This is a genomic window from Effusibacillus sp. SKA8 (assembly GCF_058273125.1).
In genome coordinates this window covers 117,291-136,824 of record NZ_JBZCSF010000005.1, presented here as the reverse complement: position 1 = coordinate 136,824, position 19,534 = coordinate 117,291, and the positions used below count along the sequence as shown (strand labels likewise).

18 protein-coding genes are annotated in these 19,534 nt (G+C 54.9%); 12 read left to right on the top strand and 6 right to left on the bottom strand.

All coding sequences use genetic code 11. The features are described from left to right. The first annotated feature begins 44 nt into the window (after positions 1-44). From AC4ED1_RS06240 to AC4ED1_RS06225, 4 genes are read left to right on the top strand one after another with little or no spacing between them, the layout of a single operon-like run. Entirely contained in the window at positions 45-836 is a 792-nt protein-coding gene (locus AC4ED1_RS06240; RefSeq protein WP_490936771.1) for an ABC transporter ATP-binding protein, read from the top strand. A 55-nt stretch (positions 837-891) separates the two neighbouring features. Further along, complete coding sequence (locus AC4ED1_RS06235; protein WP_490936769.1) at positions 892-2,349, top strand: NAD(P)/FAD-dependent oxidoreductase; 1,458 nt, start codon at positions 892-894, stop codon at positions 2,347-2,349. Positions 2,350-2,366: 17 nt separating this feature from the next. Continuing rightward, positions 2,367-3,356 carry a UDP-glucose 4-epimerase GalE gene (galE, locus tag AC4ED1_RS06230; protein WP_490936767.1) on the top strand — a complete coding sequence of 330 codons (990 nt, stop codon included), beginning with the start codon at positions 2,367-2,369 and terminating at the stop codon, positions 3,354-3,356. 46 nt (positions 3,357-3,402) lie between these two features. Beyond that, complete coding sequence (locus tag AC4ED1_RS06225; RefSeq protein WP_490936765.1) at positions 3,403-4,326, top strand: ROK family protein; 924 nt, start codon at positions 3,403-3,405, stop codon at positions 4,324-4,326. A gap of 10 nt (positions 4,327-4,336) precedes the next feature. On the opposite strand, the gene AC4ED1_RS06220 is transcribed toward AC4ED1_RS06225, so the two are convergent. Together AC4ED1_RS06220 and AC4ED1_RS06215 are read right to left on the bottom strand one after the other, a co-directional pair. Then, positions 4,337-4,702: a hypothetical protein gene (locus AC4ED1_RS06220; RefSeq protein WP_490936763.1), complete on the bottom strand. Its 366-nt coding sequence runs from the start codon at positions 4,700-4,702 to the stop codon at positions 4,337-4,339. A 29-nt stretch (positions 4,703-4,731) separates the two neighbouring features. Then, entirely contained in the window at positions 4,732-5,067 is a 336-nt protein-coding gene (locus AC4ED1_RS06215) for an S-layer homology domain-containing protein (RefSeq protein WP_490936761.1), read from the bottom strand. Positions 5,068-5,256: 189 nt separating this feature from the next. On the opposite strand from AC4ED1_RS06215, the gene AC4ED1_RS06210 reads away from it, so the two are divergent. From AC4ED1_RS06210 to AC4ED1_RS06195, 4 genes are read left to right on the top strand one after another with little or no spacing between them, the layout of a single operon-like run. Continuing rightward, a complete protein-coding gene (locus tag AC4ED1_RS06210; protein WP_490936759.1) occupies positions 5,257-5,583 on the top strand; it encodes a nucleotidyltransferase domain-containing protein in 327 nt (108 codons plus the stop codon). A gap of 6 nt (positions 5,584-5,589) precedes the next feature. After that, complete coding sequence (locus tag AC4ED1_RS06205) at positions 5,590-5,829, top strand: DUF86 domain-containing protein (RefSeq protein WP_490936863.1); 240 nt, start codon at positions 5,590-5,592, stop codon at positions 5,827-5,829. A gap of 22 nt (positions 5,830-5,851) precedes the next feature. Then, positions 5,852-6,958 (top strand): hypothetical protein, encoded by a 1,107-nt coding sequence (locus AC4ED1_RS06200; RefSeq protein ID WP_490936757.1) that lies wholly within the window; start codon positions 5,852-5,854, stop codon positions 6,956-6,958. A 24-nt stretch (positions 6,959-6,982) separates the two neighbouring features. Next, on the top strand, positions 6,983-8,506 hold the full coding sequence (locus tag AC4ED1_RS06195) for an NAD(P)H-hydrate dehydratase (RefSeq protein WP_490936755.1): 1,524 nt from the start codon (positions 6,983-6,985) through the stop codon (positions 8,504-8,506). A 22-nt stretch (positions 8,507-8,528) separates the two neighbouring features. On the opposite strand, the gene AC4ED1_RS06190 is transcribed toward AC4ED1_RS06195, so the two are convergent. The 3 genes from AC4ED1_RS06190 to AC4ED1_RS06180 form a co-directional block, all read right to left on the bottom strand. Beyond that, positions 8,529-9,569 carry a DGQHR domain-containing protein gene (locus AC4ED1_RS06190; protein WP_490936753.1) on the bottom strand — a complete coding sequence of 347 codons (1,041 nt, stop codon included), beginning with the start codon at positions 9,567-9,569 and terminating at the stop codon, positions 8,529-8,531. Between the two features lie 105 nt (positions 9,570-9,674). Beyond that, positions 9,675-10,394 carry a 3D domain-containing protein gene (locus AC4ED1_RS06185; protein ID WP_490936751.1) on the bottom strand — a complete coding sequence of 240 codons (720 nt, stop codon included), beginning with the start codon at positions 10,392-10,394 and terminating at the stop codon, positions 9,675-9,677. Positions 10,395-10,582: 188 nt separating this feature from the next. Continuing rightward, positions 10,583-11,554 (bottom strand): NAD(P)H-dependent flavin oxidoreductase, encoded by a 972-nt coding sequence (locus AC4ED1_RS06180; protein WP_490936749.1) that lies wholly within the window; start codon positions 11,552-11,554, stop codon positions 10,583-10,585. A 179-nt stretch (positions 11,555-11,733) separates the two neighbouring features. Here AC4ED1_RS06180 and ptsP point away from each other — a divergent pair, with 179 nt between their 5' ends. Then, positions 11,734-13,482 (top strand): phosphoenolpyruvate--protein phosphotransferase, encoded by a 1,749-nt coding sequence (gene ptsP / locus AC4ED1_RS06175; protein ID WP_490936861.1) that lies wholly within the window; start codon positions 11,734-11,736, stop codon positions 13,480-13,482. A gap of 94 nt (positions 13,483-13,576) precedes the next feature. After that, positions 13,577-14,830: an MFS transporter gene (locus tag AC4ED1_RS06170; protein ID WP_490936747.1), complete on the top strand. Its 1,254-nt coding sequence runs from the start codon at positions 13,577-13,579 to the stop codon at positions 14,828-14,830. Between the two features lie 112 nt (positions 14,831-14,942). On the opposite strand, the gene AC4ED1_RS06165 is transcribed toward AC4ED1_RS06170, so the two are convergent. Further along, positions 14,943-16,556, bottom strand: coding sequence for a long-chain fatty acid--CoA ligase (locus AC4ED1_RS06165; protein ID WP_490936745.1), 1,614 nt, complete (start codon positions 16,554-16,556; stop codon positions 14,943-14,945). Between the two features lie 279 nt (positions 16,557-16,835). On the opposite strand from AC4ED1_RS06165, the gene AC4ED1_RS06160 reads away from it, so the two are divergent. Beyond that, the gene (locus tag AC4ED1_RS06160) at positions 16,836-17,966 is read left to right on the top strand and encodes a CaiB/BaiF CoA transferase family protein (RefSeq protein ID WP_490936743.1); all 1,131 of its coding nucleotides are present in this window, start codon (positions 16,836-16,838) and stop codon (positions 17,964-17,966) included. 217 nt (positions 17,967-18,183) lie between these two features. Then, a complete protein-coding gene (gene gabT, locus AC4ED1_RS06155) occupies positions 18,184-19,533 on the top strand; it encodes a 4-aminobutyrate--2-oxoglutarate transaminase (protein WP_490936859.1) in 1,350 nt (449 codons plus the stop codon). The last annotated feature ends 1 nt before the right edge of the window (position 19,534 follow it).

Here is a 19,534-nt window from a genome sequence, read left to right as displayed (position 1 = left end):
TTAACGGGACATAGGGGATCTTTTGCATGGGGAGGCAATCGAACATGAACCTGATCGAAGTCCACGATGTGTCATGGCTGCGGCAGGACAAACAAATCCTCAGGCATGTGGATTGGGCGGTCCGACCCGGTGAACATTGGGCGATCATCGGGCTCAACGGATCGGGCAAGACATCGCTTTTGAAGATGATTACGGGTTACGAATGGCCGACCCGAGGAACCATCAAAGTTCTGGGGCATACATACGGTCGGTGCGTGATTCAAGAAGTGCGAAAATCGATCGGATGGGTCAGTTCCGCCCTGCGGGAAGAGATGGATCCGTCGGAACAGGTGTTGGATGTGGTCGTTAGCGGAAAATTCGCTTCCATCGGGCTGTGGGAACGCGTTGATTCGTCCGACCGGGAGCGGGCGTTCGATTTGTTGAACCGGGTTCGCTGCGGCCACCTTGGCGGGGAGCGGTATGGCACGCTTTCGCAAGGGGAAAAACAGAAAGTGCTGCTGGCCCGCGCGTTGATGGCGGAGCCGAAACTGCTGATTCTCGATGAACCGTGTTTCGGTCTGGATATTCGGGCCCGCGAACAGTTGCTGGCGGAGATCGATGCGATGGGAAGTGCCGCCAATGGGCCGACGCTGCTTTATGTGACGCACCATATCGAAGAGATCCAGCCGGTTTTTTCGCACGCGTTGTTGTTGCGAAACGGCGAGATTGTTGCCGCGGGCGAGAAGCGGGACATTTTGAGCGGGGAAATGTTGAGTGCGACATTTGATTTGGATGTCGCCGTCGAGTGGGTGAACGGACGGCCGTGGATAAAAATTGCCCGGGAAGCGGAATCGTAGCGATGCAAGATGAATACGATTACAAAACGAAGTTGCCTTGTGGGGAGATGCTGTTGTGAAATACGACGTGCTTATCGTAGGAGCCGGGCCCAGCGGGATTTTTGCCGCGTATGAGCTCACGTTGTTAAAACCGGACTGTAAAGTGCTGTTGATCGATAAGGGACACGATATTTTTCACAGGAGCTGCCCGATTCTCGGAGAGAAACTGCAGAAGTGTCCGCCGCCGACAAAGATGAAAGAGTACGCCGGATGTTTGCCGGCGTGTTCGATCACTGCCGGATGGGGAGGCGCCGGCGCTTACAGCGACGGGAAGTTTAATCTGACCACCGAATTTGGCGGCTGGATGCAGGACTACTTGCCTCCTTCCAAAGTGTTGGAACTGATTGAGTATGTGGACCGCATCAATTTGGAACATGGAGCGACCCGCCAGATTACCGATCCGACCACGCCCGCCGTGGCGGCAATCGAAAGACGGGCGGCCGCAGCGGGGTTGAAGCTGCTCAAGGCACGTGTCCGCCATCTTGGAACCGAGGAGAATCTCAAGATCCTGCAAAATATTTACCGGACACTGGAAAACCGGGTCGAGACGCGGTTCAGGACGTTTGTCGAGGACATTCTCGTCGAGGAACCGCCTGGCGGCGCTTCCGGCGGCAAAGCTTTCCGCGTGGCGGGCGTGCGCTTGAAAAACGGGGAAGAGATCCGCGCCGACCGGGTGATTGTCGGGCCGGGGCGGGACGGGTCGGAATGGCTGGCTGCCATTTTGAAAAGACGCGGCCTTGCCATGACGAACAATCAGGTTGATGTCGGCGTGCGGGTTGAAACATCCGATGTGATCATGCAGGAAATCAACGAACACTTGTATGAGGCGAAATTCATTTTTAACACCTCGGTGGGAACCCGGGTGCGGACTTTCTGCTCCAATCCGAGCGGGCATGTGGTCGTGGAGAACCATTCGGGCGTGATGACCGCAAACGGGCATTCCTACAAGGATCCGGCGCTGGGCAGCCGGAATACCAATTTTGCTCTGCTGGTCTCGCACACGTTTACGGAGCCGTTCGACAAGCCGATCGAGTATGCGAAGGAAATCAGCCGCCGGGCCAACGATCTGTCCAACGGTTCGGTCATCGTGCAAAGATACGGGGATATCTTGAAAGGACGCCGTTCGACCGAGAAGCGAATCCGTGAAGGTTTTATCGAGCCGACCTTGAAAGAGGCCGTACCTGGCGATCTCGGCCTGGTGTTGCCGTACAACACGATGAAATCGTTGATGGAGATGATGGAGGCGCTGGACAGGGTCACTCCCGGAATCGCTTCCGAGCACACTCTGTTCTACGGGGTGGAAGCGAAGTTCTACAGCGCCCGGCCGCGCTTGACGGATAAGTTTGAGACGGAGATCCAGGGTTTGTTTGCGGTCGGCGACGGGGCGGGCATCACCCGCGGCTTGGCGCAGGCGTCCGCCGCCGGGGTGCATGTGGCGCGGCATATTGCTTCTGCGATGGGAATGGTCGGGTAAAGAATCGGGGGGAGAAAATGGCTGTTTTGGTCACGGGAGGCGCAGGCTATATCGGCAGCCACACGGTTGCTGAATTGTTGCGGCAAGGCGAAGAGGTAATCGTCTTGGACAATTTGCAAAAAGGGCATGCGGACGCGGTCCTGGCAAAGATTTTTTATCGGGGCGACGTTCGCGACACGGAATTGCTCGACCGGATTTTTTCGGCTCACGACATTGAGGCCGTGATTCATTTTGCGGCGGATTCCCTGGTGGGGGAAAGTGTGCGGGACCCCCTCAAATATTACGAGAACAATGTGGTTGCCGCCCACAGATTGCTGGCCAAAATGCGGGAACACGGCGTTGGGAAAATCGTGTTCTCGTCAACAGCGGCAACGTACGGAGAACCGAAGCGAATCCCGATTCAGGAAACCGATCCCACCGAACCTACCAATCCCTATGGGGAAACCAAGCTGGCGATCGAAAAAATGTTAAAATGGTGCGACGCCGCATACGGCATCAAATACACTTCCCTTCGCTATTTCAACGCGGCGGGAGCGCATCCGGCAGGGCATATCGGGGAGGATCACGAACCGGAAACCCACCTGATCCCGATCCTTCTGCAAACGGCGTTGGGACAGCGGGAATTCGTGACGATCTTTGGCGACGATTATCCGACGGAAGACGGGACGTGCATTCGCGATTACATTCATGTGATGGATTTGGCCAATGCGCACTGGTTGGCTTTGCAGCGGCTCCGCCGAACGAATGAAAGCGCGATTTTCAACCTTGGGAACGGAACCGGGTTCTCGGTCAAACAGGTACTCGACAAGGCGAGGGAAATTACGGGGCACCCGATTCCGGCGCGGGTGGGTCCCCGCCGCGCCGGCGATCCGGCGGTGCTGATCGCCTCTTCCGCGAAAGCCCAGGCGGAGTTGGGCTGGAAATTGCAATACAACAGCCTGGAGCAGATCATTGCAAGCGCTTGGGAATGGCACAAGAACCATCCGCAGGGATTTAGGAAGCCTTGAACAGGGGGGAACACCAAATACCTTGGAAGGTATAAGGGGATGGCAGATGAAAACCGCACTGGGTATCGATATCGGAGGAACAAAGATCGCGTACGGTTTGGTCGATGAGACGGGAAACGTGTTAAAAAGCGGACGCATCGCAACGCAAGTCGGGTCGCCGCCGGAGCAGACGATGAGCAGGTTAATGGAGGGAATCGAAAACCTGTTGCGGGAAACGGGACTCGGTTGGGAGTCGTTGACCGGTGTCGGAATCGGAGCGCCGGGACCGTTGAATGCGCGGGAAGGCCGTCTGATCAATCCGGGCAATCTTCGGGGATGGGAAAGGTACAATGTCGTTGCGAGACTGAAACAACATTATAAGGGACCTGTCCGCATGGAAAACGACGCCAACTGTGCGGCGCTCGGCGAAAAATGCTTCGGAGCCGCCAAACCTTATGACACGTTTGCTTATATGACGATCGGTACCGGGATTGGCGGCGGTCTGTTCATCAACGGAAAACTGCTGTCGGGAAGAACGGGGAATGCCGGTGAAATCGGCCATCTGGCGATCGATTCGAGTGGCGGGGAATGCTACTGCGGACAAAAGGGTTGTCTTGAGTACCTTGCCTCCGGTACCGGAATTGCCCGGAGGGCCATGGAGGCTTTCGGTAGACCGATGGGCGCCGAAGACGTGGTTGCCGCTTTTTTAACCGGCGACGAGAGGGCTGTACGGGTGATGGACGACACTTTTCGCTATATCGGAATCGGCTGTGTCGCTCTGGTCAATCTGTTCGAACCCGAGGCCATCGTCATCGGCGGGGGCGTGTCCGCTATCGGCGAGCCTTTGTTGCGGGCGGTGGCCGGCTATGTAAGGCAGAAATCGCTGTACCGCGAAGCGGGAAACATCCCGATTCTGCAAGCGAAATTGACAAAAGACGCCGGTATCGCCGGGGCTGCGGCACTGGTGTTTTCGATGCCGTCCTGCGGTTGACGGCAACGTTTCAACAGCGTTTCCGAACAGCAATTGAAAAATGGCCCGCCGCTTTTCCAGACTTACCGTCGGTTCCAGGATTCGAGCGTGTTCCAAAACAAATCGCTTTCGAGGCCGAGACGCCAGATTCCGATGCTATTTCGTCAAAATTCAAACGGCCGCCGTATTTGGCGAGCAAATTGGCCACCGTGGCGGATGAGACGGCTTTCGCCTTGGCACCGGGCGTTTCGGGCCAATCGTACCCATACACCGTTACACCGAGCAGAAGCTTGTCGTTGGGGATCTCCGACACTGCGTACCGCAGGCAATCTTCCACCCACTTGCGGCTCGCGATCGGGCCGGCTTCACCGCCAAACCAATGTTCATCGTAGGTCATGACAACCACCAGATCGGCAGTTTGGCCGATTATCTTGTAATCGTAGGAGCCGTTGCCAGGCTGCCGGCTGCCCAGTGCCCCACCGTATCCGGGAACGCGCTGTCGGAACGCTCGGGAAGCTTGAGAGCCCGAACCAGCAATGCGGAAAATTCGGCCCGGGTGATGACCGCATCAGGCCGGAACGTGCCGTCCGGATACCCGCCGATGATGCCTTGGGAAGTCAAAGCCATGATGGCGGAGGACGCCCAGTGGCCAATAATGTCGGAATATTCTGTCTCAGATACAGCCTGGTTGGCGGAGGAACCGACGGCAAATAAGAAAATAAAGGCCAGCGCCGCAAGTAACCGCTTCTTGATACGGATCACCTTACTTTTGCAAGTCTACTAAGGTGATGGTACTAGTTTTCGAGTTTGGCAACAATGGCCAAAATCTGGCTGGGAACCTTTGAAGGCAGTGGATTCGGAAGCAAATGATTTTTGGTTTTTGGCGATGCAGTGGCGATATTCGGTGATCAAGCGGCAAGAAGATGGTAAAATAATGAAGAGGTGATGAAGATGTTTTTTCCTGCAGAGAAGTTCGAGCGACTTTTTAAGCCATATCCGTTGCTGGCGCTTATGTTGTTCGGTTCACGGGCTAGGGAAGATGAGTTGGATCGTTTGTTTCCCGGCCAGAAGGTAGATGTTGCATTTTTTGACGACTTGTCGATTGTGTTAAAATATGCGGTTGTAGCGGAAGGAAAACCGCTAATTGTTACAGATCGCGAAAGTTACACGGATTTGGTGGATATCGCGGTGCGTGACTATTTGGATTTCAAACCTTTTTACGAACGATACCAAAAGGAAGTGGCGGATGCCATCATACAGGGTGAGTTCTATGCTTAACGCCATATTATTTCCAAAAAAGGGCTTGCGACGCCGGGAGATTACACTTCGATACTTGATATCTTGGCGAAGAATAACGTGCTTCCCTTTGACTTCGCAAAAAAAATACGGGGAATAGCCGGCTATCGAAACCGGCTTGTCCATTTGCACGTTGAAGTTACGGAAGATGAAATTTATGATGTTTTAACGGCTGGTTTGGTGACTTTAAGTCTGCATGTTATACGCGGGCAGCGGATCCCCATATAATGAACCGGGGAGGGAGATGCCGATGAATCGGTTCCGCAATTGGAGAAGCAAAAACGGGCGGGAAGAGCCGGGCGATCTGATGGATTACATCGTCAATACGGAAGCGGACGGGCAGCTTTCGCAGACGGGGGTTTATCAAAGCTCGGTCGTCCAGTTGCAGCGGATGGCCGGGAGTATCATCGATTTTTTTAAGTCAAAATCGGGGCCGCATCGGCTGATGTTTTACTGCCACGGGGGATTGGTCTCCGAGTCGATGGCAGGTGGCGCGATTAAGGGGCGTTACGCGACACTTTTGCAAAACGGCGTTTATCCCGTATTTTTCATGTGGCAATCTTCCTTCCTGGAAGCTTTGGAAGATCATCTTCGGCACAAGGTTGAGACGCGCTTTCAAGAAATGTCGCCAGCCGGCGTGCTGATCGACGAGATGATCGAAGAGGCGGCGAAATTGTTTCCGGAGCCGTGGGAAGCGATGAAACGCCGGGGGGAACAAGTATTTGCAAGCCACGGGGGAGGCTGGAAGTTTTTTCTCCTGTTGGCAAAAGCCCTGCGCAAAGAAAAGCTGCATGCGGAAATTCATCTTGTCGGACATAGTGCGGGTTCGATCGTGTTGCTCACTTTGCTGAAACAGTTGATGGAGGGAAAAGCGGATGTCTACCCGTATCTGAAAATCATCACCTGCAGTTTGTATGCGCCAGCCTGTACGGTGGCCCAGTTTGAAAACACGTACGCACGGGCATGTGACAGGCTGTACCTGAAGCGTTTCTTTCTGTATACATTGAGCGACGAACTGGAACGGGCAGACAAGTCGGTTCCGTACTACGGCAAATCGATTCTCTATTTGATTAGCCGCGGTCTGGAAGGGCAACATGGAGACCAACCGATTTTCGGAATGCAGATGTATGCGAAAACCAGTCCGTCCTTGCAAAAAATCATATCCGACGGGCGGGGGGCGTGGGTGGTTGCGGAACGGGAAAGCCGGCCGGTTCTGTTGCCGGCCGGGAAGGAGGTCATCGAGTTGATCAGCCGCGCTCGGGACCATGGAGGGTTCAGTTCCGATCCGGCGACGCTCAATTCGACGCTCAAGACAATGGTGAACCGCAACCGGCTTGCGGCGGAATTCAAATCATGACAGGAACGAAAGGAGTTGCGGACGATGCATCTCGTGACCGCTCAAGAGATGAGGCTGCTTGACCGGCATGCCATCGACCGCTTGGGGATACCGGCCCTGGTTTTGATGGAGAATGCGGGGCGCGAAGTCGCCCGGGAAGTGCAGGCTTTTTTTCAAGGCGAAAAAAAATCTCTACTGGTACTTGTCGGAAAAGGCAACAACGGCGGAGACGGGGTGGTCGCCGCCAGACATCTGGCGGAGTGGGGGCACCGCGTACAGATCGTATATGCGGAAGCGCCGGAAGGGCTGACAGGAGATGCGGCCGTGCAACGGGATATTGCGGCACGCCTGGGGATTCCCGCGGTTGTCTATCAGCCAAACGGCACGGATTGGTGTCGGTTTGACGGCATTATCGACGGCTTGCTCGGAACGGGCGCCAAAGGTGCGCCGCGCGAACCTTACGCTGCGTTGATACGGGAAGCGAATGCGAGCGGGCTGCCGATTTTTGCGATCGACATTCCGAGCGGGCTGGATGCCGATACCGGTGCGTTGTACGAGCCTTGCATACGGGCGGTCCGCACGGTGACAATGGCTTTTTTGAAAAGAGGACTGGTGCAACACCCCGGAGCGGAAGCGGCCGGCAAGGTAACGGTCGCGCAGATCGGAATTCCGGCGGCGTTGGCGGATCAGATCGGGGTCCAGACCTTTTTGGCTACCGACGGGATGCTGAAAGAACGTTTGCAAACCGATTGGACACGCCCCCGCCAAGCGGATACCCATAAGGGGACGTATGGACATGTGTTGGTTGTGGCCGGTTCGCGGCGCATGAGCGGGGCAGGGATGCTCTGCGCGAAAGCGGCGCTTCGGACCGGCTGCGGACTTGTGACGTGGGCCTTGCCGGACCGGCTGCTGGAGCCTCTGATCGGACATGTGCCAGAGCTGATGCTGGCCGGGATTCCCGATAAGAGCCGCGGCGATTGGTCGGAGACGTCCCCGCAGGATGTGTTGTCGCTTGTCAATGGAAAGGACGCGGTTGCGGTCGGGCCGGGAATGGGCCGTTTTTTGCATGGCAGCCGGTGGATGCAAACCGTCTGGGAAGGAACGCCGTGTCCGCTGGTGCTTGATGCGGACGCTTTGAACATGATCGCCGAAGACTTTGCGAATTGGCCCCGCCGCCAGGCCGCCACTATCATGACCCCGCATCCGGGCGAAATGGCCCGGCTGTTGCAAGTTTCAATCCGGGATGTACAGGCGGACCGGATCCATACAGCCCGGGAGTTTGCCAAGCGACACGGCATCACGCTTGTTTTGAAGGGCGCCCAAACTGTCGTAGCCACTCCCGGGGGAACGGCCTATGTCAACACAACGGGAAACCCCGGCATGGCCACAGGCGGAACCGGCGACGTACTGACGGGAATGATTGCGAGTCTGCTCGCACAAGGCTACGATGCCACGCAAGCGGCTTGTCTGGGCGTTTATTTGCACGGACGAGCCGGAGATCTGGCGGCGGCTCGCCATGGCGAAAACTCCTTGCTGGCAAGCGACTTGCTCCAAATCCCGATCGCGTAACGTCACTTGTCGGGCGATTTTTCTATCCCACTTGTTCGTTGATGCTGAATTTCGGGGCGGGAACGGGTTCACTCGCTTTGACCGGAACACCAAAAACTAGATAGTTAAGGACCTGCGAAACGTAGCGCTGCCCGGGGATGCCGGAAGCGTAGCGAATCTGGCCGGTCCGCGACCAGTCGAAGGTATGCATCTTCCAGACGAGACGTTTGACTTCCCCTTCGTCGATCCAAGCCGTTTCGGGCCGCCAGGCGGCTTCCAGAATGTTGCGTCCCACCATCGCGCAGCTCATTAAGCCCATCACGCTTCGCAATTTAAAGGCGGTCTTGGAATTCCACGCTTCCTCGAAGATGCGGCTGATTTCCCGGAAGTAGACGATGATTGCCAACCTTTTTTTCTCAAGGTTCAGCTCTTCCAGCGGAGTGCCTTTGAGCATCAGTTCGCAGGCGCGTTTCAGATGGTCCAACGTAAACGGCCGGTCTGTGGTTTTCTTTGTTACCACCACAACCAAATTGCAGAAGGGTGAATCATTGCGTTCCGCGAGATCGATCGCAATCCGCGCGTATTCCTCCCTGTCGCGTTTCAAATAGACCAGCAGGGACTTTGTCAAACCGACCTGGTTGGTGTTAATCGTGTCGAAGATGGAGACTTCCTCTTCCGGATAAAGCACATGGAATGCGAGAAAAGGAACGGGCAAAGCTTCTTTGTTCAGCCGCTGCCGGTGATATTTGTCGATGCCTCCCAAACGGTGCTGGCCGTCAATCACCCGTGCCGGTCCTTGGCAGACAAGCCTTCCAAAATCAGGCTGCGTTTTGTCATACGGTTCAAATGTCCATTTTCCGTCTGCGTTCAGAATGATCGGAGTGAGGCAGGCGTCTTTCTGCTCCAGATACTCCGCATACGACAAGGCTCTGGCCGTGTCAAACGGACGCTGATAGCCCGTACCGTCCGGGTGGTTGTAAAGGGGAATGGTCGACAGGGCATCCGCATGCAGGGACGACAGATTGCCTTGATAGATGATGCGGCCTTTTTGTTCCGATCGGATCACTTGTTCGATCGTCACCATTGTCCATGCTCCTTTCTGTTTTTCTTCCGTTTTGGGTGTGTATTTTACTATATGAGTGTTAGGCGTATTTATCATTTTGTCCAATCAATAGTAGAATAAACCCGTTTACGCGTTGGGTGAGGACAAGACATACACGCGGACGTTTTCTTTGCGGCCGAATTGGATGGCCTGTTTGAGATCTTCCATGTATACGTCGATTCGGTTTCCTTTGATGGCGCCGCCCGTGTCTTCCGCCGTGCGAATTCCGACACCTTCAATGTAAACCTTGGTGCCGTAAGGGATCACTTTCGGGTCGACGGCGATCGTGCGCCCTTCCGTGGCCCGTTTGCCGGTTGCGGTAATGCCGTAAGCGGGATGCCCCGGCGATTTTCCGGTAGATTCGGGACCGGCCGTGTAAGCGGTCAGGGTAAACGTCATGATTTTCTCGATGCCCATAACCGCCGGAATTTCCGCTGGTTTTAATTTTTGCGGGATGGTCAGCGGTTGCCCGATCCGTAAAGTCCGCGGCTCCGTGATATTGTTCAGCGCAATGAGCGTGTCGACTTCCGTATTGTATTCCCGTGCCAATTGTGACAAAGTATCCCCCGGTTTGACGGTGTAGGCGACGAACTGCTTGTCGTTTTGCGAAATTCCCGAACGCGACGCAGGCGCAGCCGGCGAGGTGTCTTTTGCAGCTGGGACGGCGGCGGATGCAACAGGCGAGGTTGTCGTTTCCCCGTCGCAGAAACAGACGTGTTTGGCGTAAGCTGCCCCTGTCAACGTCAACAGCAGCAAGCCTGATATCATCAAAACGACCGGAAGCAAAGCGATTTTGAATCGGTTCATTGTGCAATTCTCCTCCCAAATTGGCATTTCAAGAACTAGATTTGCCCAATTTGAAAGGATTTAAACCTCAGAGAAGCGAAAAAAATCAAAATTGAGAAAACTGTTTCGTCTGAAAGAACGGACGGAATAAAAAAAAGAGAGGCAGTTCCCGCAAGCGGATTGTATCGCTTCGGGACCGCCCCTTTGTGTCACTCGGCAAAAATCTCCCGGATGCTTCCGAGAGCGGTTGCCACTTCTCTCGCTTCCCGGGCGAGATTGCGGACGACGTCCGCCGCGCTTTCGATCGAGTCGATCAGTCCCACGCTTTGTCCGCAGTTTAACCATCCTGCTTCGACACGGCCTTCAATCGCCGCGATTTTGTTGTTGACGCCGCGGATGTAGGGGAGAAGCCGCTCGATGGCCGGTTGCGTTTTTTCGAATTCGAGGATGGTTTCGACAAACGGCGATTTCAATACGCGCGTGACACGGCCGATGCTTCGCTCCATGACGACCGTGGCATCGTCCTTGGCTTCCAGCAAAAGCTGTTTGTAGTTGTCATGCGCTTCGCATTCTTTCGTGGCGACGAATCGCGTGCCGAGCTGCACGCCTTCGGCGCCCAAGGCGAACGCTGCCGCCACGCCCTGGCCGTTTGCGATGCCGCCTGCCGCCACAACCGGAACTTTCACCGCGCGGACGACTTGCGGGATCAGACTGAACAGCGTCAGCTCCAGCGGGCTGTTGTGGCCGCCGGCTTCAAAACCTTCGCAAACGATCAGATCGGCTCCCATTTCCTGCGCTTTTAGGGAATGTTTGACGGAAGCGGTCATAATTATGACCTTCAGACCGGCTTTTTTAAAGACGGGGACCAGCGGCTTCGGATTCCCCGCGGAGAGACTGACGGCCGTCAGTTTGTCTTTGACTTCCAAGACGGCTTCGATGTAAGGAGTGTTGTCCGAGTGCTCGCTGATCGGCAGATTCGCTCCGAACGGCTTGTCGGTCAGTTCGGCGGCGATGCGGACCTGTTCTTTAAAATTTTCGGGCGTGCGGCCGGCTGTCCCGACTTGGCCGAACCCACCCCCGTTGGAAACGGCGGCCGCCAGCGTACCGTTACCGACGTAAGCCAATCCCCCCTGAAGTATCGGGTATTGGATTCCCAGCAGTTGGCAAACTCGATTTTTCATCCTTTCATCCCCTTTCATGGGTTAAATTATAGCAGACTGTCAGCCCGATTGCTTTTGTTAGCGGTATTTGTGGTGCCGCGGTATGGGACGGTGACAATCTGAAAAACTATAATTATAATGGCTTCAAAAAGGGCAGCGAGTTCATGGCTAAGGAGAGACGTTTTATGAGAAGGAAAAATATGGAGAAGAAGGGAGTTGGCGCATCCCCCGGGTATGCCATGGGGCCAGCCTTTCTTTGGGCACAGGAGCCGGTTGAGGTCTGTAAGTGCAGTCTTTCGAAGGAGGAAGCCGCCCAGGAGATCGAGCGGTTTGAAGATAAGGTGCGGCAAGCTGTCAGCGAATTGGAAACCATAAAAGAAAAGGTCCGGCAAAAGTTGGGGGATGCGGAGGCAGGGATTTTTTCCGCCCATATCCTTGTCTTGCAAGACCCGGAATACGTCGGTGCGGTTAAGGACAAAATCGGTGCGGAGCTGGTGAACGCGGAATACGCGTTACAAGAGGTTACGGACAGATTGGTTGCCATTTTTGAAAATATGGGTAACGAATACATGAGGGAACGGGCGGCGGATATCCGCGACGTAAGCAGACGGGTGTTGCGCCGGCTTGCGGATGCGGATATTGAAGCGAAATCACTGGATGACTTCACGGAGCCGGTCATTCTGGTGGCACATGATTTGACCCCCTCTGACACAGCCCGGCTTGATCGGAAAAAAGTGGCCGGGTTTGCCATCGATATCGGAGGGGCGACGTCACATTCCGCCATCATGGCAAGATCGATGGAAATACCGGTAGTCGCAGGGTTAAAAGATATTACCGCTGCAATCCGGCAGGGAGATTACGTCATCCTTGACGGAAATGACGGTATCGTCCTTGTCAATCCGACACCAGAAAAGTTGCGGGAATATAAAGGAAAAGCGGCCATATATGCGTCGCGGGTGGCGGAATACGAAACGCTGAAAGATGAGCTTTCTGTCACTGCGGACGGGGTGCGGATCGAACTGGCTGCCAATATCGGGAATCCGCAGGATGCGGCAGGTGCGGTAAAAAACGGCGCGGAAGGAATCGGTCTTTACCGTACCGAGTTTTTATATATGGGAAGAAACGATCTTCCATCCGAGGAAGAACAATTCACAGCCTATAAAGCCGTTGCGGAAACGTTGGGGAAGGACAGATCCGTCGTCATCCGGACGCTCGACATTGGCGGGGACAAAGAGTTACCCTATCTGAACCTGCCGAAAGAAGCGAATCCGTTTCTCGGTTATCGAGCGATTCGCCTGTGCCTGGACCGACAGGATTTGTTCAAAACACAATTGCGTGCGATTTTACGGGCAAGCGTTTACGGCAACATCAAACTGATGTATCCCATGATCGCTTCCCTTCAGGAATTGCGGGAGGCCAACCGGATCTTGCAGGAAGTCCGGGAGGAACTGACAAAAAATAACCTTCCTTTCAACCCCGGCATGGAAGTCGGTATCATGATCGAAGTGCCGGCTGCAGCCCTCATTGCGGATCAGTTGGCGAAAGAAATCGACTTCTTCAGCATTGGAACGAATGACCTGATTCAGTACACTCTGGCCTGCGACCGCACGAACGAAAAGATTTCACATCTGTATCAACCGTTTCACCCGGCTGTGTTGCGTCTGATCAATATGGTTATTCAGACTGCCCGCAAAGCGGGGAAACGGGTCGGATTGTGCGGTGAGATGGCGGGAGATATGACGGCGCTTCCAATCCTGCTGGGAATGGGGCTTAATGAATTCAGCATGAGCGCTTCCTCCGTTTTGCCCGCCCGCGCCCTGCTTCGCAAGCTGAAGCGTTCGGATATGCGGCAGTTGGCGGAAAAAGTTTTGCAAATGGAAACTGCGGAAGAAATCAAAGCTTTTGTCGAAAAGGAAGTCCCTGTACTGGCAGAACTGCAATGCCGGTGAAAGTTGAAAAAGGAAATCGGTCAAACATTGTGGAATATTCAGAAACATAGGATCAAAATGACTGAGTAATCATTCAATTCAAAGGAGTGGTTGGGTGAACACGGGAAAAAGTCCCATCTGGCTGTATGTGATGACGGGTGTATTGCTGAACGTGGCGGTTCTTGGGTTTGCGAGGTTTGCGTATGGCGTCGTGATGCCGTTCATGAGAAGCGGCCTGTCCTTGTCGTATGCGCAGGCGGGAATGCTGGGAACATCAACAGCGCTCGGGTATTTGGGGATGGTGGTTTTTGCCGGTTTACTTACCGCCCGTTGGGGAGCGAAGCTCGTTGTGATAGCGGGCGGAGGGGTGGTCACGGCGAGCCTGTTGGGACTAGGGTGGGTTTCATCTTACGGATGGGCGCTGGTGATGATGTTTCTGGCGGGAGTCGGGACGGCTCTGACATTCACTCCGTTGCTTTCCCTGCTTGTGGGGTGGTTCCCGCACCGAAGAGGTCTGGTGATCGGATTGATGTCCAGCGGCATGGGGATCGGCATGTTGGCGGCGGGGAGTCTCGTCCCGTCGACCGTTGGCGCGTTTCCCGGCTGGAGCTGGCGTTTTGTGTGGGTGCTGTTCGGTTTGTTCACGCTGTTGGTCACCATCCTGGCGGCCGTTGTTTTAAAAAATCCGCCGATAGCAAGGGTTGAGGCGGATTCGAAGCAAGACCTGGTCGGCGAGGTGTATAGGAAAAAAGAGGTTTTGCTGGTGGCGGCGGTCTATTTTGTCGTCGGTGTGGCGTACATCATCCCGATCACTTTTTTGCCGGGATTTATGTTGGAACAGCGGATCGAGCCCGCTGCGGCGGGAAAAGTGATCGCATTGGGCGGCTTTTTGTGGATGGTGAGCGGTCCGATCTGGGGATTCATTTCCGACCGCATCGGCCGGCGTTCTGCGTTGATCGCCTCTTTGTGGGTGGTGATCGCGGGGACGGGGATTCCCGTTTTCATTCCGACTCTTGCAGGATTTGTGGCGGCTCAGATGATATTGGGCAGCACGGTCGGCGGCATGTTGTCGCTGGTGCAGGCGGCGGCCACCGAACAGGTGCCGGCTCCCCTGATCGGGGCGGCCCTTGGCTATGTAACGTTGTTCTTTGCGGTGGGGCAATTGATCGGGCCGGGTACTGCCGGGTGGATGATTGACCATCTTGGCGGATTCCGCTCCGCGTTTTTGTTTGCGGCGCTGGTGATCGCCATCGGGGTTTGGCTTGCGGTCAAGATCGGCAAACGGGGAGTCTCCGTCTCCGACGCGACCCCCCATGTGGTGTCCCGCCCGGGTGTCTGCCGGCCGGAGTGCGAAACGGAAGGTTGCTAACAAAGACGCAGTAAGTCCATGAAGTGGAAAATAAGCAACCCCAAGGATTGACGGGCGTCAGTCCTTGGGGTTTTATTGCCGGTTGGCGGCAGTTTCTCTTTTTGGGAGGCGGTTACGGGACGAGATGGTCCTTAAATTGCTCGCGCAGCACGCGTTTCAGAAATTTGCCGACCGACGTTTTCGGGATCTCGTCGAGGAAGACCACGTCGTCCGGCACCCACCACTTGGCGAATTGCCCCCGCAGATAGTCGAGCAGTTCCCGTTTCTCCACTTTACCCCGAAAAGCGTCTTTCAGGACGACGAAGGCAACCGGCCGTTCGTCCCATTTCGGATGCGGCACGCCGATAACGCTCGCTTCAAAAACGGCCGGGTGCGCCATCAGCGCATTTTCCAGATCGACGGACGAAATCCACTCGCCGCCGCTCTTCACCAAATCTTTCGTGCGGTCGACCAATTTGATGAAGCCCTCCTCGTCGATCACCGCCACGTCTCCCGAATGATACCAACCGTCAACAAACGTGTCTTTCGACCGTTCGTCGTTATAGTATTCGCTGGCGATCCACGGTCCGCGCAGTAGCAATTCGCCCATCTCCCGGCCGTCCCACTTCACGTCTTCTCCGGTCTGGCCGACGATTCTCGCCTCAAGCCCGGGCACGAGCAGCCCTTGCTTCGCCCGGATGTTCAACCTGTCCTCTTCCGGCAGATCTTTTTGATAGCTTTTCAGGCGGGAAACGGTCACAACCGGACTTGCTTCCGTCATGCCGTATGCGTGCAGGAACGGGATTCCGTATTTTTGCTCGTAGGTTTGGATCAGGCTGCGCGGAGCCGCCGATCCGCCGCAAACGATCGCCCGGATGCTCGACAGGTCGTAAATTCCTTCTTCCATCGCTTTGAGAACGCCCAGCCAGACCGTGGGCACGCCTGCCGTCAGTGTCACTTTTTCCTGTTGAATCAGGTCCAACAGCACATGGGGGGTGGGAACCGGACCCGGAAGGACTTGCTTGGCGCCAAACCAAACGGCAGCAAACGGCAATCCCCAGGCGTTGACATGAAACATCGGGACAACCGGCATGCAGGCGTCGGCTTCCGAGACCGCCAGTGTGTCCGCAAGCCCGAGACACATGCTGTGCAGGAAGATCGCGCGATGGGTGTAGACGATTCCTTTGGGGTTTCCGGTAGTTGCCGACGTGTAGCACATTCCCAGCGGATCGTTTTCGTCCAGGTCAGGGTAAACGTGTTCGGGGTCTCCCTGTTCCAGCAGCCGCTCGTAAGAATAGGCCGGGGTCAGAGTGGTCGAGGGGAGTTCCGGTTTGTCTGACATGATGACATAGGCTTTGACGGTTTTGAATCGGTCCTGCACTTTCTCGATGACGGGAACCAGTTCTTCGTCGATCAACAAAACGCGGTCTTCCGCGTGGTTCACAATATACGCGATGTGTTCTCCCGACAGGCGGATGTTGATCGTGTGCAAAACCGCCCCCATGCACGGGACCGCAAAATAGGCCTCCAAATGACGGTGATGGTTCCAACCGAATGTTCCCACGCGGTCTCCCCGCTGCACCCCAAGTTTCTGCAGTGCACTGGACAAACGGCGGGTCCGCCGTCCGTATTCCGCATACGTGTAACGAAAGACCCCGGAAGCGGTGCGGGATACAATCTCCTTTTTCGGAAACATCTTTTCCGCGCGCTCCAACAGCGATCGCAATGTCAACGGATACTTCATCATTGGAACCCCCTCCTGCCTTTACCGTTTAAATATCATAATATTTCATAATATTTAATTTTTATATTGAAATATGATAGGAATTTTTGCAAGTGCAAGTGACAAAAAATTTCGAAAATAACGAACAAGATTGTATCCGGGGATTATTCCTGCATGTTCTGGTTCTGTAGTAGAATACATATAACAGGTACAAAACGACTGTTTGGTTTGTCCGGAAGGGAAAAACGGGAATTAAATACCGAACGGGGGAACCGACCCGGTAAACGGGGGAGTGTGATGAACATGAAGAATTTGTTGCTGAAAGGAATTCGGGTTGTTGATTTCTCGCGCTATCTTCCCGGCCCTTATGCCACACTTCGGCTTGCCGACATGGGGGCTGAAGTGATCAAGGTGGAACCGCCGCAAACGGGAGATCCCGCGCGTACGCTGGGCGAACAGGCAAACGGGGGCGGGTTGGTGTTTCTCGCGAACAACCGCAACAAAAAAAGCGTCACGATCAATCTGAAATCGCTGGCTGGTCAAAAGCTCGCGTTTCAACTGGCAAGCAAGGCGGATGTGGTAATCGAAAGCTTTCGGCCGGGAGTTGCCGACGCTTTGGGAATCGGGTATGACGCCTTGAAACAAGAGCGACCGGATCTGATCTACTGTTCACTTACCGGGTTCGGCCAGTCGGGCCCGTTGCGCGATCTGGGCGGTCATGACCTAAATTACATGGCGCTCAGCGGAGTACTGGCACAATTAAAAGACCGGGAAGGACGGCCGATTCAACCCGCCATTCAGCTTGCCGACTTGGTCGGGGGAATCGCCGCCTCCGAAGCGATTCTCGCCGCACTGATAAAAAGGGCTCTTACATCGGAAGGAAGTTATCTGGACGTTGCGCTGACCGATTCCATGATCGGGATGATGAATACGCATGCGCTGTACCAACAACTGCTTGGAATCGGGCAGGGAGTTCCCGGTTTGGGGGGAGGAATTGTTTGCTACCGCGTCTATGAAACTCTCGATGGCCGATTTGTCACGTTGGGAGCACTTGAAAGGAAATTTTGGGAGAATTTCTGTAAAGCGGTGGAACGGGAGGATTGGATTCCGGCACATACCAGTCCGGCTGTGGAAGAAAATAAGGTATTTATGGAATTGCAGGCTCTTTTTCAAAGCCGAACGTTTGCGGAGTGGGCGAAATTTTCCCGGGAAGTCGACTGTTGTATGGCCCCCGTACTGGAAACGGAAGAGATGGTTAACCATCCGCATGTACGGGAAAAGGGGCTTCTGCCGGACATGCAGCCCGAGTTTCCGCCGCCGGCTCTCGGCCAGCATAACCATGAGATTTTTCGGTGCCTGCTGGGGGTGACGGCGGAGCAAATCGGGGAATGGGAACGGCAGGGCATCGTGCGAGTTGATATGTATGTGAGTTGATATGTATGTATGTGAGTTGATATGTATTGACGGAACTAAGTTTGGGTGGTATGATTATAGAAAATAACAAAAATTCTGACTGTTACATCCGTCCTCCTTCCCGCCAGAAGCGAGTTCACGGATGAAAAAGCCAGTCGAATCTTCATCACAGATGCTTTCTGTCATGAGGGTGCGATTGGCTTTTGTTTATCTCAGAACGAAGGGGGAATATTTTGTGATGCGAACGGCGAAAGACGTAACGGCAGCACCGGCCATCCCGGGATTGCGGTCGCAGGACTTGCATCAACGCAGACAAAAGGCGGTTCCGGTGGGGCCCTATCATGTGACACCGATTTACGTGCAGGAAGCCAGCGGCGCTTTGGTTACGGATGTGGATGGCAACACCTTCATTGATTTCGCCGGGGGAATCGGCATTCAGAATGTGGGGCACTGCCATCCGAAAGTGGTGCAGGCTGTCCAGGAACAGGCGGCCCGGTTCATTCATACGTGCTTCCACGTTTTTCCTTATGAGAGCTACGTCGAACTGGCGGAAAAACTGAATGCCAACACACCCGGAGATTTTGCGAAAAAAACGATGTTTGTGAACAGCGGGGCGGAAGCGGTGGAAAATGCGGTCAAAATCGCAAGAAAGGCCACCGGCCGGAAAACGGTCTTGTCTTTCAGCCGGGGCTACCACGGCCGGACCCTGATGACCATGTCTTTGACCAGCAAGGTAAAGCCCTATAAATTCGGGTTTGGACCGTTTGCTCCCGACACCTATAAAATTCCCTATCCTTATTACTATCGGGCTCCGGAAGGAATGACCGCCGCTGAAGTGGATGCGGAAACGGTAAAACGCATCGAAGAATTTTTTTGGGGCGAAGTCGCGGTGGAGGATGTAGCTGCGATCATTATGGAGCCCGTACAGGGGGAGGGAGGTTTCATCGTACCGTCGGCAAATTTTGTGCAAGAAATCAGAAAGCTTTGTGACAGGCACGGGATTTTGCTCATCGCGGACGAAATTCAAACCGGCTTTGCACGGACAGGCAGATTGTTTGCCATGGAGAACTTTGGAGTGGCCGCTGATATTACGGTTTCATCCAAGTCGATTGCTGCGGGAATGCCGCTAAGCGCCGTGACCGGGAGAGCCGAGGTCATGGACGCGCCGGAGGTGGGGCAGCTTGGAGGAACCTTTGCCGGAAGCCCGGTTGCTTGTGCCGCGGGACTAGCCGTGTTCGACGTGATCGAGGAAGAAAATCTGGTGGAGCGATCCCGGATCATAGGCGAAAAAATGATCGGCCGCTTCCGGGAGATGCAGGAGAAATTCGGTTTAATCGGCGATGTGCGCGGCTTGGGGGCGATGGTTGCGATGGAACTTGTCACCGACCGGGAGACGAAAACACCCGCGAAAGAAGCAACGGCTGAGATCGTAAAACAATGCTGGAAAAACGGATTGGCCGGATTGAGCGCGGGCATCAACGGGAATGTGCTTCGCTTTTTGCCACCGCTGGTCATTACGGACGAGCAACTGGAAACGGGGCTGGACATACTTGAAGCTGCCATTTCAACCGTGCAAAAAGGGGGATAAG